Annotated in this window: 14 protein-coding genes; 11 read left to right on the plus strand and 3 right to left on the minus strand. The window is 59.8% G+C overall.

Annotation, left to right across the window (positions count from 1 at the left end; genetic code table 11):
• Together L9059_RS28595 and L9059_RS28600 are read left to right on the plus strand one after the other, a co-directional pair.
• Positions 1-572, plus strand: a 572-nt coding sequence (locus L9059_RS28595; RefSeq protein ID WP_247294336.1) for a CHAD domain-containing protein, incomplete at its 5' end; no start/stop codon positions are given.
• A gap of 226 nt (positions 573-798) precedes the next feature.
• Positions 799-1596: an acyl-CoA thioesterase gene (locus L9059_RS28600; protein ID WP_247294337.1), complete on the plus strand. Its 798-nt coding sequence runs from the start codon at positions 799-801 to the stop codon at positions 1594-1596.
• On the opposite strand, the gene L9059_RS28605 is transcribed toward L9059_RS28600, so the two are convergent.
• Positions 1597-1962: an Mpo1-like protein gene (locus tag L9059_RS28605; RefSeq protein WP_247294338.1), complete on the minus strand. Its 366-nt coding sequence runs from the start codon at positions 1960-1962 to the stop codon at positions 1597-1599.
• A gap of 225 nt (positions 1963-2187) precedes the next feature.
• Positions 2188-3669, minus strand: coding sequence for a methyl-accepting chemotaxis protein (locus L9059_RS28610; protein WP_247294339.1), 1482 nt, complete (start codon positions 3667-3669; stop codon positions 2188-2190).
• Positions 3670-3845: 176 nt separating this feature from the next.
• On the opposite strand from L9059_RS28610, the gene L9059_RS28615 reads away from it, so the two are divergent.
• From L9059_RS28615 to L9059_RS28650, 8 genes are all read left to right on the plus strand, one after another.
• On the plus strand, positions 3846-4376 hold the full coding sequence (locus L9059_RS28615) for a hypothetical protein (RefSeq protein WP_247294340.1): 531 nt from the start codon (positions 3846-3848) through the stop codon (positions 4374-4376).
• Positions 4377-4446: 70 nt separating this feature from the next.
• Positions 4447-4638, plus strand: a complete 192-nt coding sequence (locus L9059_RS28620; protein ID WP_028622263.1) for a PLDc N-terminal domain-containing protein — start codon at positions 4447-4449, stop codon at positions 4636-4638.
• A 275-nt stretch (positions 4639-4913) separates the two neighbouring features.
• Positions 4914-5789: a polyamine aminopropyltransferase gene (gene speE / locus L9059_RS28625; RefSeq protein WP_247294341.1), complete on the plus strand. Its 876-nt coding sequence runs from the start codon at positions 4914-4916 to the stop codon at positions 5787-5789.
• A 195-nt stretch (positions 5790-5984) separates the two neighbouring features.
• Positions 5985-6218, plus strand: coding sequence for a hypothetical protein (locus L9059_RS28630; protein WP_247294342.1), 234 nt, complete (start codon positions 5985-5987; stop codon positions 6216-6218).
• Positions 6219-6431: 213 nt separating this feature from the next.
• Positions 6432-6773, plus strand: a complete 342-nt coding sequence (locus L9059_RS28635) for a ribonuclease E inhibitor RraB (protein WP_247294343.1) — start codon at positions 6432-6434, stop codon at positions 6771-6773.
• Between the two features lie 371 nt (positions 6774-7144).
• Positions 7145-8554, plus strand: a complete 1410-nt coding sequence (locus L9059_RS28640; RefSeq protein WP_247294344.1) for a circularly permuted type 2 ATP-grasp protein — start codon at positions 7145-7147, stop codon at positions 8552-8554.
• A gap of 12 nt (positions 8555-8566) precedes the next feature.
• The gene (locus tag L9059_RS28645; protein ID WP_247294345.1) at positions 8567-9517 is read left to right on the plus strand and encodes an alpha-E domain-containing protein; all 951 of its coding nucleotides are present in this window, start codon (positions 8567-8569) and stop codon (positions 9515-9517) included.
• Complete coding sequence (locus L9059_RS28650) at positions 9514-10323, plus strand: transglutaminase family protein (protein ID WP_045058967.1); 810 nt, start codon at positions 9514-9516, stop codon at positions 10321-10323. Before L9059_RS28645 ends, L9059_RS28650 begins: the two co-directional genes overlap by 4 nt.
• Positions 10324-10451: 128 nt before the next feature.
• On the opposite strand, the gene L9059_RS28655 is transcribed toward L9059_RS28650, so the two are convergent.
• Positions 10452-11273, minus strand: coding sequence for a c-type cytochrome (locus L9059_RS28655; protein WP_247294347.1), 822 nt, complete (start codon positions 11271-11273; stop codon positions 10452-10454).
• A 574-nt stretch (positions 11274-11847) separates the two neighbouring features.
• Between L9059_RS28655 and L9059_RS28660 the strand changes: the two genes are divergently transcribed.
• Positions 11848-13053 carry an acetyl-CoA C-acetyltransferase gene (locus L9059_RS28660; protein WP_247294349.1) on the plus strand — a complete coding sequence of 402 codons (1206 nt, stop codon included), beginning with the start codon at positions 11848-11850 and terminating at the stop codon, positions 13051-13053.
• Positions 13054-13071 lie beyond the last annotated feature (18 nt).

Here is a 13071-nt window from a genome sequence, read left to right on the forward strand (position 1 = left end):
CCCGGGTCGGCGACCTGACCACGCCGCTGCGCGACCGCGAGGTGTTGGCGGCGTACCTGTTCACGCACGATCAACCTGAAGCAGCGCATCGGCGCATGGCGCAAATGGCTAAGGCTTACCCTGCAGTTGCCGCCAGCACGGAGCTGGCGCAACTGCTGCAAATTCTCGACGCATTTCCGCGATTCCTGCGGGCGTCCCAGCGCCAGGGACTGCTCAAGGGCTTGCGCCCGAGCATCGAAAAACGCCTGGCGAAGCAGTGGAAGAAACTCGACACGGCCTTGCACGATCCCGCTCACGACCGCCATCGGCTGCGGCTGCTGATCAAGCGCGTGCGTTATGGCATCGAGGCTTATCCCGAACTGGACCGCTTGCCCAAGGCCGCCATGCCGCGCCTGAAGGCAGCGCAAGGTGCATTGGGTGACTGGCACGATTGCTGGCAGTGGCTGGCGCGCGCAGAGCAGGAGGCAGATCTGCAACCCTGCGTCAGCACCTGGCAGACCACTATGGCCAAGGCCGAAAGCAGCGCCGATCGAGTCCTGGACAAGCTCAGTGCGGACTGCTTCAAGTCCTGACATGGGTAAACGCGTCACCTTGCTCGCGATGGACTTGAACCTGCGCGGGGTGTCAGGCTTCCCGTGCCATCGATTACGACCATCGTCGGAACGCCGCCCGGAACAAGCTCGCTCCTACAGAGGCGGTGATCCGGCTTATCTGTCGGTGGATTTGTCCGGAATAAGCGCTGTATCGCCTCTCTCGTCTGGTTAACATCCCTGCATCCCCATTTGCTCCGAGGTTTTCATGCGCTTTTCCGATCTGCTCGATGCTGTTCGCAGCCAACCCCTGGAGTTGTCCATTCCGGCCGAATGGGCTCAGGGCCGGGCCAGTTTCGGTGGTCTGGTTGCCGCTTTGCAGTACGAAGCCATGCGCGCACAGGTGCCGGCAGATCGTCCCGTACGATCGCTGGCGATCACCTTTGTGGGGCCGGTCGAGCCGGATGTACCGGTCAGTTTCGAAGTGGATGTGCTGCGTGAAGGTAAAGCTGTCAGCCAGGTGCTGGGCCGGGCGATGCAGAAAGGCCAGGTGGTGACACTGGTGCAAGGCAGCTTTGGCGGATCGCGCCCGTCGGAGGTTGCGGTGAGCGCACAACCGGCGCCGGAAATGAAGCATTGGGATGACTGCCAGGAACTGCCCTATATCAAGGGCATCACCCCGGAATTCATGCGCCACCTGGCCATGCGCTGGACAGTCGGCGGGCTGCCGTTCACCGGTAACACTTCGCGTCAGTTGGGGGGATGGGTGCGCTTGCGCGGGGACGTCAAGGAAGAGCCAGTGACTGAGTCGCACATCCTGGCACTGGTCGATGCCTGGCCGCCAGCCTTGTTGCCGCACCTGAAAAAACCGGCCATGGGCAGTACGCTGACCTGGACCATCGAATTCGTTCAGCCGCTGCTGGAAGTGAGTACGCTGGACTGGTGCAAATACTTGGTTGAAATCGAGTACGCGGTGGACGGCTATGGTCATGCTGCTGCCAAGCTGTGGAGCAACGAAGGGCAATTGATCGCCATGAGCCGGCAGACGGTGACGATTTTCGCCTGATCAATGCCGACGGTGGCGCTCACGCCAAGCGCGCCACCAGCCGCCACTTAGAAAGAAGCGCGGGAAGGTCTCGAATTGCTCGACCAGCAGGCGCGACATTGCGTCCTGGCGATCGGTGAAGGGCTCGCAGGCCTGTTCTTCCAGGGTATGCCCATGACGCTGCAAGCCCAGGGCGGCGAGCAGGCCGACGATGCCGATGGCGAAGTTGACGAAACTCAAGCTGAACACGCCCGTCACGATCAGCAGAAACGCCAGGATGAACAGCGGTACCGCAATCAGGTGCAATATCAGGTTGGTCGGGTGTTGATGATTGTTGGGGTATTCCCGCCATTGCCAGGCGGGGAAGTTGGGGTGACGCTTGCCCATGATGGCCGATCCTCTATCCGTGTTGAACACATGACTGAAGAATAGGCCCGGTGCAGCGAGGCGGCGAATGGAGGTTGGCTATCAGAGTGATAGAGCGCACGGTCAAGATTAGTGTTGCCTGTTATTACGTCTTCGCGGGCAAGCCCGCACACACCAGGGCAAGTTGAGACTGGAGTGTAAACACCCAAGATCCCTGTGGAAGCGAGCTCGCCCGCGAAGAGGCCCTCAGAGTTTCAACTGCCCGATGGCCTTGCTCAATTCCCCGGCCAACGTCGCCAACTCATTACTGGTCGTCGCCGAGCTGACGGTCTGCTGCACAGTGTTCTCGGTCACATCGCGAATGCTCACCACCGCCCGATTCATCTCTTCAGCCACCTGGCTCTGCTGCTCGGCGGCCACCGCAATCTGCGTGTTGCTTTCGCGCATCTGCGCCACCGCACTGGTGATCTGCGCCAGCGCCGCGCCGGCCTCCTGAGCCTGCTGTACGCAGTCGTCGGCCTTGAGCGAACTTTCCTGCATGAAATCTACGGCATCGCGAGTGCCCGCCTGCAGCGCCGAAACCATGAGGGTGATCTCGTCGGTCGAGGTCTGGACCCGCTTGGCCAGGTTGCGCACTTCATCCGCCACCACCGCAAACCCCCGGCCCATTTCCCCGGCCCGTGCCGCTTCGATGGCCGCGTTCAGCGCCAATAGGTTGGTCTGCTCGGCGATGCTGTGGATCACTCCGACCACGCCGTTAATCTTCTGGCTGTCCTCGGCCAGGCGCTGGATCATCTCGGCAGTTTGCTGCACCCCGGACGACAACCCGGCAATCGACAACTGCACGCGACTGACCACCTCCTGCCCGCTGCCGGCCAGGGTGTCAGCAGTTTGCGACAGGTCGCGGGTGGCACCTGCGTGCTGGGCGATGTGATAGACAGTCGCGGTCATCTGGTTGATCGCCGTGGCGGCCTGATCGGTTTCGCTTTGCTGGCCAAGCATGCCGTGGCGCACGTCGTCCATGCTCGAGGCCAGCCGCGCTGCGCCGTCATCCAACTGGCGGGCGGTGCTGGCCACGGTGTTGACCACTCGTTGATAACCGGCCTGCATCGCATTAAACGCATTGGCCATCTGCCCGACCTCATCGGTACAGGCCAGGGGCACGCGGGCCGACAGGTCGCCGGTTTTTTCCACATGCAGCATCACGTCTTTCAAGGTGTTTAGCTGGCTGAGCAGGAAGCGGATCAACAATTGCGACGCGCCGAGCATGGCCAGCATCAAAATAAACACCGCCACCGCATAGTTGGCGAAGCGTTCGCCAAACACCTGGGTCAGGCTCGGACCATGGGCGATGACCGCGACTTGCTGGCCGTCTTGGCGACTGAAGACTTCGGCACCCATCAGCGGGTTAGCGCCAAACAGTGGCAGCGAATTAACTCCGACCCAGCCACTGGCGCCGGCCAACTGAGGCACTGGTTTCTCGTCAACTATTGGCACTTGCCCGGTGGTGAAGGTCAGCAAATTGTCGGCCTGGGGTAGCGGTTGATCAGCCGGCCATGCTTTCAAGAGGCGTGCCTGGTCCTGCGCCGACACCTGGGTGGCGTGATGTCGTGCCTGCTGTTCGAGTTGCACGGCGTACAGCACCAGCAACAATGTCGTGACGAAGGCGACTGCGTTGACCGCCCAGAATTTATATTTCAATGAGATGTTGCTAAGCCAGGCACCCATGGAGGTCTTCTCTGATAGCGGAAACAGTTATGGCAAGGTGCCATTATTGTGCAGCGGTTGGGCAGATCGGAACTTGATGTGGATCAAGGTTCTCCATCAGGCTGGGAACAGCCATTACCTGCGTAATGCGCTATCCTGCGCGCCTTCAAAATTCTCTCGCTACAGGATTCCGCTCCATGAAAACCGCACTCGTCGAACTCATCAGCAAAATCAGCTCCGGGTGCATGAGCGCTGACGAAATTCTCAAGGTGGCGGACGAAGCGGCCCAGGCCTTCGCCGACCCGCAGGCGTTCCTGGCGGCCAATCCGGACATCAACTACGACGACACCTTCCCGATCCTGCTGGGTGAATGGGTGGTCGTCGGCAGCCTGCCCGAAACTGTGCTGTTCCAGGCCGATACCTACATGGATCTGTTCGCCCAGATCGTCGCCTCATTTGGCCCGGGAGTGGATTTCAACATCAAGCCCAAGCAACTGGCCAAGACTGAAGCCCTGACCGCCCTCAATCGCATCCAGGTGCAGATGGGCAGCATGAACAAGGAAAACGGCGGCTACACGTTGATGAACTTCAGCCAATTGCTCGACGACGAACTGCAGGTGGTGCTGGTCTACGGTAACGACGTGGCGCGGGTGCTCGAATTGTGCGCCGAGGTCGGCATCGCGGCCGCACCGTCCCTGGAAGCCTTGAAAGTCGCCATCCACGTTTAATGCAATAAAACGGAACCCTGGCAATGGCCGGCTATCCTAAGAGGGCAAACCACTCTTAGGGAGCGTCACCATGGGTTCCACGTTCAACGGCCTGATTGGCCTGATTATTCTTGCCCTGGACATCTGGGCCATCATCAACGTGCTGAAAAGTGGCGCATCAACCGGCATGAAAATCGTCTGGGTGTTGCTGATCCTGCTGTTGCCGGTCCTGGGCCTGATCATCTGGGCCATTGCCGGGCCACGGGGTAATGTGCGGATCTGATCCAGTCGTCAAATCTTCACATCTCCCCGGTGGGAGCGAGCCTGCTCGCGATAGCAATCTGTCTGTCACATTGATACAGGATGTGGCGACGCCATCGCGAGCAGGCTCGCTCCCACAGTGTTTTGCACAAAGGCAATAAATCTGGCCGTACGAAGGTTCGACCTGTCATCTCCCGCGTCGTAGAATGCGCGCCTTTCCCTGGCAATCGAGCAAATCGATTGGCCATCATGGGCGGGTAACCGTCCGTTGCCACCGCATTCATCGGAGCACTTCCCATGAGCACCACCCCTACCGGCGAATACCTGGAAACCCTCTACGAAGGCTACGGCCAGCGTTTTCGCATGGAAAAACTGCTGCACGAAGTGCGCACCGAACACCAGCACCTGGTCATCTTCGAAAACCCGCGCATGGGCCGGGTGATGGCGCTGGACGGCGTGATCCAGACCACCGAAGCCGACGAATTCATCTACCACGAAATGCTCACCCACGTGCCGATCCTGGCCCATGGGACCGCCAAGCGCGTGCTGATCATCGGCGGCGGCGACGGCGGTATGCTGCGTGAAGTGGCCAAACACCGTAACGTCGAGCACATCACCATGGTCGAGATCGACGGCACGGTGGTGGATATGTGCAAGGAATTCCTGCCGAACCACTCCAAAGGAGCGTTCGATGATCCACGCCTGAACCTGGTGATCGACGACGGGATGCGTTTCGTTGCAACCACCACCGAGAAGTTCGACGTGATCATTTCCGACTCCACCGACCCGATCGGCCCGGGTGAAGTGCTGTTCTCGGAAAACTTCTACCAGGCTTGCCGTCGCTGCCTGAACGAAGGCGGCATCCTGGTGACGCAGAACGGCACCCCGTTCATGCAGATCGAAGAAGTCAAAACCACTGCCGGACGCCTGCGCAGCCTGTTCCCGGACTGGCATTTCTATCAGGCAGCCGTGCCGACCTACATCGGCGGCTCGATGACCTTTGCCTGGGGGGCGACCGATACCCGCTATCGCAAGCTGTCCCGTGAAACCCTGCAGCAGCGATTTGCCGGCAGCGGCATCGTCACCCGCTACTACAACCCGGAAATCCACATCGGCGCGTTCGCGTTGCCTCAGTACGTACTGCAGGCCGTCAACAAGCCAAGCAACGACTAAACGATGACGCGGGGTGCCTGATTAAACACGGCGCTTTCAAATCCATCGCGAGCAAGCTCGCTCCTACAAGGGCGAGCTTGCGCTTTCAAATTCATTGCAAACTCGCTTCTACCGGGTAATCCGTGGGAACGATCACTCAGTGCAAAAGTCCAGATAGGTGTAAGCCCACTTGCGGGTTTTATCGAGGAGGCACTGATGCAAAAGTGGAAAATCACTTTCGTGGATGATCACGGTGAAACAGTCGAGGAAGTCTTCGAGTGCGAGGAGTGCCCGGACAACGAGCGTGCCGCCAAACTCATCAAAGCCCGTCTGCTTCCTGTCGCCGCGGAACTGGATCTGAACGATCTGGAAGGGCGCACCGATGATGCGAGCGTCAAAAGTCTGAAGACCCAGAACAGCATACAAATCCTCGGCATCACTCCCATCTGATACAACTCCTGTCACATTTAAACCAGGCCTTGGCAGTTGCTCGCTCAAAGGGCTACTCTGCAGACGAGATCAGCGATTGGATCGCTCAGGTCTGGTCTTGTCAGCTACATGCTTGATTCCCGTCGGCGACCTGGTCGCCGGATCGCCCTCACTCTTCGGCTGAGGGCGTCGGGAGCACGGAAAGTCTATCCATCGGATTTAGGAGGACGTTTCATGAGCACAGCCTATCAAGAAGACATCAGCAGCAGCGTGCTGCGCCGCATGAAAGAAGGCGGTTTCGACTTTTCAAAATTTCATCCCATCGAGTTCTATGCGATTTTCCCCGACGAGGAGCGGGCCCGCAGGGCAGCAGGTCATTACCGTGGTGAGTCCTTGAATGCGCAGATCAGTGTGCGCGACGACGGCGCATGGGCGCTGGAATTGAGCAAGGTCATGCACGCCACCTACGATGATATCGGCGATTTCGAACTGGGATTCGAGGCAGTGGTCGAGCCTCTGGGCGGCATCATCGAAGGATGGGGCGTGAAACAGGAGGTACGAGGGCGACTCGCATAACATTATGAATAGCAACAAAACTCAGCAACGGCTGACCTTCGGGTTGGCCGTTTTCATTTGTGATTCACGACATTTCAAAAAGCAAAAAAAAGCCGCCTGAACAGGCGGCTAAAAGGGAAGTTCGATGAGCTTTTCAGCGAATGCGCCAATTATCCCCTTCGACAACCGGGCAGTGAAATCAACTCTGACTATGCTGGTGATAGCGACAGCATTGCTTCGCAATGGAGCGGGGGCGATCAGCTGGGGGCATTTACCGCACAGAATTGGTGCGGTGTTTTCACAGTAATTCTCCAACTGATTGATATAAAAGCGTTTATGCCGATGGCACGGGCCTTGCGATGCCTAGATGTCCGGGTGACAAGGAGTACGGCATGATCCGCACCTATTTTGATGAAATGTACGATGCCGGCGGCCAGGTCCGCCCGCATTACCGGGAATTCGCCCGTTGGCTGGCCGAAACACCTGACGAGTTGCTGGCCCAACGGCGCCGTGAGGCCGATTTGCTGTTTCATCGAGCCGGTATCACTTTCACGCTCTACGGCGACGAGCAGGGCACAGAACGCCTGATTCCTTTCGACACCATCCCGCGCAGTATTCCCGCGAGCGAATGGCGGGTTGTCGAACGTGGCTGCATCCAGCGGGTTAAGGCGTTGAACATGTTTCTCACCGACCTCTACCACGAGCAACGCATCATCAAGGCCGGGATCATTCCGGCGGAGCAGGTGTTGGCCAACGAGCAATACCAGTTGGCGATGCAAGGGCTGGACCTGCACCGGGATATCTACTCACACATCTCCGGCGTCGATCTGGTGCGCGACGGTGACGGCACTTACTACGTGCTCGAAGACAATCTTCGTACGCCCAGTGGCGTCAGCTACATGCTCGAAGACCGCAAGATGATGATGCGACTGTTCCCCGAATTGTTTTCGGCCCAGCGCATCGCCCCCATCGACCACTACCCGAACCTGCTGCTCGACACCCTGAAAAGCTCCAGCGCTATCGACAACCCCAGCGTGGTGGTGCTGACCCCTGGCCGCTTCAACAGCGCGTTCTTTGAACATGCGTTCCTGGCGCGGGAAATGGGCGTTGAACTGGTGGAAGGCGCCGATCTGTTTGTGCGTGACGACAAGGTCTTTATGCGCACGACTGACGGGCCGAAGGCGGTCGATGTGATTTACCGCCGCCTCGACGACGCGTTCCTCGATCCGCTGGCGTTCAATCCGGACTCCATGCTCGGCGTTCCGGGGCTACTGTCGTCCTATCGCTCGGGCAACGTGGTACTGGCCAATGCCATCGGCACTGGGGTGGCGGATGACAAGTCGGTGTATCCGTTTGTCACGGACATGATCCGCTTCTACCTGGATGAAGAACCGATCCTGAAGAACGTTCCGACGTTCCAGTGTCGTAATCCCTCTGAACTTTCCCATGTGCTGGCCAATCTTCCAGACTTGGTCGTCAAGGAAACCCAGGGCTCCGGGGGCTACGGGATGCTGGTCGGGCCTGCAGCGACGGCGGCGGAAATCGAGTCGTTCCGCGCGCGCATCAAGGCCAAGCCACACGCCTACATCGCGCAACCGACCCTGTCGTTGTCGACCTGTCCGACCTTCGTCGAAAACGGCATCGCGCCGCGCCACATCGACCTGCGTCCGTTTGTGTTGTCTGGCCGTGAAACCCGGGTGGTACCCGGTGGCTTGACCCGTGTTGCGTTGCGTGAAGGTTCCCTGGTGGTGAATTCCTCCCAGGGCGGTGGAACCAAGGACACCTGGGTAGTCGAGGATTGAAGGAAGCTTGCCATGTTAAGTAGAACTGCCTCGGATCTGTATTGGATGTCGCGTTACCTGGAGCGGGCGGAAAACCTCGCACGGATGCTCGACATCAGTTATTCGCTGTCGCTGATGCCACAGGATGGCCGCGGCGACGGCTTGCACGAACTCGCCATGCCGTTGCTGATCACCGGCACACTGGAGGATTACCTGGAGCGCCACGGCGAACTGCATGCCGAGCGTCTGCTGCACTTCTTCGCCTTGGATGCGGCCAATCCGGCCAGTATCTACAGTTGTCTCGGCGCTGCACGGGCCAGTGCCCATGCCGTGCGTGGGCGGATCACTGCCGACATGTGGGAAAACATCAACGCCACCTGGCTGGAAATTCGCGGTATCGCCGATCAGGGCTTGAGTCGCTATGGCATGAGCCGATTCTGCGAGTGGATCAAAGAGCGTTCCCACCTGTTTCGTGGCGCGTCATATGGCACCATCATGCGCAATGATGCGTTTCGCTTCATTCGCCTGGGCACCTTTATCGAAAGGGCCGACAACACCCTGCGCCTGCTCGATGCGCGCTACGAAATGGCCGGCGACCAAGCGGAGGCGGTCAGCGATGGCACCGCACACGCCTACTACCAGTGGAGCGCCCTGTTGCGTGCGCTGTCTTCATTCGAGGCCTATACCGAGATTTATCGCGACGCTCCCGGCGCCCGCCATGTCGCCGAATTGTTGCTGTTGCGGGCCGACGTGCCGCGCTCGCTACGCGCCTGCACCGAAGAAATCGACCAGATTCTCGCCCAGCTTCCAGGCGCTAACGGCCGACCGGCACAGCGCCTGGCCGCTGAAATGGACGCGCGCCTGCGCTATACCGGCATCAATGAAATTCTCGACGAGGGCCTGCATGCCTGGCTGACCGAGTTCATCCCGCTGGTGCGCCAGTTGGGCAACGCCATTCACAGTTCCTACCTGGAGGCTGCATGAGACTTTCCATTAGCCACGAGACCACCTATCACTACGAAGATCAGGTGCGGGCGAGCATCCAGTACCTGCGACTGACACCCCACGACAGCGAGCGCCAGCATGTGCTGAGCTGGCAGCTAGACCTGCCGCGTCCGGTACGCGCGCAACTCGATCCGTTTGGCAATATCCTGCATGTGCTGACCATGGACGAACCGCACGAGGCCATCATCATTGGCGCCCGTGGCCAGGTCGACATCGACGAGCTGCGCGAAGCCGAGCATGAAAGCCAGTCGGCGTTGCCGTTCCTGCGGTTCACCCGCCTGACCGAACCGGATGAAGCCTTGCGCGCGTTCGCGGAAAAGCAATGCAAGAAGCGCCGGGATCGCACGGCGCTGATCGACTTGATGCATGGTCTGAACTCGCACATGACCTACACGCCGGGCTCGACCGAGGTCGACACCAGCGCGGCCCAGTCCTTCGCCGGGCGCTCGGGTGTTTGTCAGGATCACACTCACGCCTTCCTGGCCTGCGCGCGCAGCCTGGGGATCCCGGCGCGTTATGTTTCGGGTTATTTGTACAGTGAGAACAGCGAGCATCTGGCCAGTCACGCCTGGGCCGAAGCCTGGCTGGATGATGCCTGGTACAGCTTCGACGTGACCAACGAGCTGGCACGGCCCGAGCGTCACCTGAAACTGGCCGTGGGCCTGGACTACCTGGACGCCTGCCCGGTTCGCGGCATGCGCCGCGGTGGCGGCTGTGAACAGATGCACGCCAAAGTGTTCGTCTCGCCGACGCCTTTGCCGGTTTTTTCGGTCCAGGAACAGTAACCCGGCAGACCGCATCGCGAGCAGGCTCGCTCCCACACTGTCCAGAGGTGAACCCCCATCCAAAATTCACCGCAGAACCCTGTGGGAGCGAGCCTGCTCGCGATCAGGCCAGCCCAGGCACTACAAAACTAGGGCTGAACCTTGCGCCCAGCCATATGCTTCAAATACCCCACCAGCCTCTCCAGATCCTGATCCGGCAGCACCTGCGCACTGAACCCGGGCATCTTGGCCTGCGGCCACTGCCGCAGGCTCTGCGGATCTCGAATGTAGCGCTTGAGGAAATCAGCGCCGAAGTACTCGGTGGGATTAAACGGAATGTTTAGATCCGGTCCGAACTGCGCATCCCCCGCGCCGTTCAAGCGATGGCACGCCAGGCAGTTCTTCTGGAACAGCGCAAATCCCAGGTTCACCGGATCATCGGCTTTCAAGGCGGGATCCGGCAGCAGGGCAGGGAAGCGCTGGGCCACTGGCGCCAGTTGCCTGATGCTCGCCACTTCGAACGGCCATTGCTCGGGGCTGATATTGCCCGCCTGGGGATCGGTCCAGACCAGATAAAATGGCCCCGCGCTGTGCTTACCCGCAGACAGGGCTGGCCATGGTTGGGCCGGGTCCTCGATCGCCAGCCAGGCTCTGGCGCCCTGTGCATTGAGCAGTGGTGCGGCGGATAGCTCCGCAGCAAATCCGTCCAGCGCCACTGCCTGCAGATGGTCGTCTGGCTTGATCCCGGTCAGCAACGCAGCGATGGGCACGGCACGGTAGGTCATCTCGCGTTTGTAAGACACATCGTTGCTGATGGTGATGGTCTGCACCTGCGGATGCTTGAGCAGCTCGGCGGTTTGCCAGGTGCGCGAGTTCTCGCCCAGCTGAAGATCCAGCTGTGCGGCAGAAAGGGGCGTACTGAGCAGCAAGGCCCCGAGCAGAATGAGCGTTTTCAAATGATCGCCGTCCATGTCGTGGAGAGTGCCGCAAAGGTTGGCACACCCACGCCGGCCCGGGTAGCGGGCCAGTCACATTTCTACGGCGGCGATAACAAAAGGCGCTTAAATCAGCCGATGACCTTGGTCAGGTTCGGCAAAATCAACAACAGCGTGGTGGCGAAAAGAATGAGCCCGGCTTGACGTACTTTCGATTGTTTGAACATGGCTGACCGCCTTTATTGTTATTTCCTGATGCCTGCCTGCATATCTCCATGACGGCAGAGCGTTGCACTTCCTGTCCGACGAGCGCCTCGGCAAAACCCGACGACAACTTCGTACATGATTACCTTAGGGCCCGCGTCACTCTTGGCTTAGATCCATTTCATATGGAGAGATATCTATAGGCTATGAAAATAGCATGAGGCCTATTGCCAGCTTCTTTGCCGCCCGTTTGCTAGACATCTCGCCGACCTGAAACGGTTAATCCCGTAGCACGCTACCGTTCGTCTGAGCGTGTGCGTCAATGGTGCTGAGCGTTGTGGTCATTGAATCTGAGGGCGCAGGGCATAAGGTGAAGCTTCTAAAAGAACAAGAAATCGAGGACGTCATGACCCAAGCTTTGATTTTCGACGCGCTACGCACGCCCCGGGGCAAAGGCAAGGCCGATGGCGCCTTGCACAGCGTCAAGCCGATTAATCTGGTCGCCGGCCTGATGACAGCGCTGCAACGGCGCATGTCCCTGGACACCAGTCAGGTCGACGACGTGGTGCTGGGGTGCGTGACGCCCATCGGTGATCAAGGCTGCGATATCGCCAAGACGGCGGCGCTGGTGGCGGATTGGGATATCAGCGTGGCGGGCGTGCAGATCAACCGGTTCTGCGCCTCGGGGCTCGAGGCGGTGAATCTCGGGGCGATGAAAGTGCGTTCCGGTTTCGAAGACCTGGTGGTGGTCGGCGGCGTCGAATCCATGTCTCGGGTGCCCATGGGCAGCGACGGCGGGGCGTGGGCCATGGACCCGCAAACCAACCTGCATACCCATTTTACCCCGCAAGGTGTGGGCGCCGATCTGATTGCCACACTGGAAGGCTTCAGTCGTGAACAGATCGACGCCTACGCGCTGCACTCCCAGCAAAAGGCAGCGCGGGCTCGGGGCGATGGCTCGTTCAGCAAATCCCTGGTGCCGGTGCAGGATCAGAACGGCATCGTCCTGCTCGATCATGATGAATTCATTCGCGCCGATTCGACTCTCGAAGGGTTGGGCAAGCTCAAGCCGAGCTTCGAAATGATCGGCCAGTTGGGCTTCGACGCCACTGCACTGCGGGTCTACAGCCATGTGGAGCGCATCAACCACGTCCACACCCCCGGCAACAGCTCCGGCATCGTCGATGGTGCAGCGCTGATGCTGATTGGCTCCGAGGCCAAGGGCCGGGCGCTGGGCTTGCAACCCCGGGCGCGGATCGTTGCCGCGGCGGTGACCAGCACTGACCCGACCATCATGCTCACGGGGCCCGCCCCGGCCACGCGCAAGGCCCTGGCGAAGGCCGGTTTACGGGTCGAGGATATCGATCTGTTCGAGGTCAACGAGGCCTTCGCCTCGGTGGTGCTGAAGTTCATCAAAGACATGGCCATCGACCCGGACAAGGTCAACGTCAACGGCGGCTCCATAGCCATGGGGCACCCATTGGGCGCCACTGGCTGCGCAATCCTTGGCACCTTGCTCGACGAACTGGAAGCCCGCCAGTTGCGCTACGGCCTCGCGACCCTGTGTGTCGGCGGCGGCATGGGCATCGCCACGATCATCGAACGCCTCTGAGCCCCGACTTCAAGGAAC

The organism is Pseudomonas violetae, from assembly GCF_023072615.1.
Classification (GTDB): Bacteria; Pseudomonadota; Gammaproteobacteria; order Pseudomonadales; family Pseudomonadaceae; genus Aquipseudomonas; species Aquipseudomonas violetae.

Excerpts from the sequence above, each read along its gene's own strand:
- L9059_RS28600 (WP_247294337.1), top strand. The coding sequence starts at position 799 with ATGCGCTTTTCCGATCTGCTCGATGCTGTTCGCAGCCAACCCCTGGAG.
- L9059_RS28605 (WP_247294338.1), bottom strand. The coding sequence starts at position 1,962 with ATGGGCAAGCGTCACCCCAACTTCCCCGCCTGGCAATGGCGGGAATAC.
- L9059_RS28610 (WP_247294339.1), bottom strand. The coding sequence starts at position 3,669 with ATGGGTGCCTGGCTTAGCAACATCTCATTGAAATATAAATTCTGGGCG.
- L9059_RS28615 (WP_247294340.1), top strand. The coding sequence starts at position 3,846 with ATGAAAACCGCACTCGTCGAACTCATCAGCAAAATCAGCTCCGGGTGC.
- L9059_RS28620 (WP_028622263.1), top strand. The coding sequence starts at position 4,447 with ATGGGTTCCACGTTCAACGGCCTGATTGGCCTGATTATTCTTGCCCTG.
- speE (WP_247294341.1), top strand. The coding sequence starts at position 4,914 with ATGAGCACCACCCCTACCGGCGAATACCTGGAAACCCTCTACGAAGGC.
- L9059_RS28630 (WP_247294342.1), top strand. The coding sequence starts at position 5,985 with ATGCAAAAGTGGAAAATCACTTTCGTGGATGATCACGGTGAAACAGTC.
- L9059_RS28635 (WP_247294343.1), top strand. The coding sequence starts at position 6,432 with ATGAGCACAGCCTATCAAGAAGACATCAGCAGCAGCGTGCTGCGCCGC.
- L9059_RS28640 (WP_247294344.1), top strand. The coding sequence starts at position 7,145 with ATGATCCGCACCTATTTTGATGAAATGTACGATGCCGGCGGCCAGGTC.
- L9059_RS28645 (WP_247294345.1), top strand. The coding sequence starts at position 8,567 with ATGTTAAGTAGAACTGCCTCGGATCTGTATTGGATGTCGCGTTACCTG.
- L9059_RS28650 (WP_045058967.1), top strand. The coding sequence starts at position 9,514 with ATGAGACTTTCCATTAGCCACGAGACCACCTATCACTACGAAGATCAG.
- L9059_RS28655 (WP_247294347.1), bottom strand. The coding sequence starts at position 11,273 with ATGGACGGCGATCATTTGAAAACGCTCATTCTGCTCGGGGCCTTGCTG.
- L9059_RS28660 (WP_247294349.1), top strand. The coding sequence starts at position 11,848 with ATGACCCAAGCTTTGATTTTCGACGCGCTACGCACGCCCCGGGGCAAA.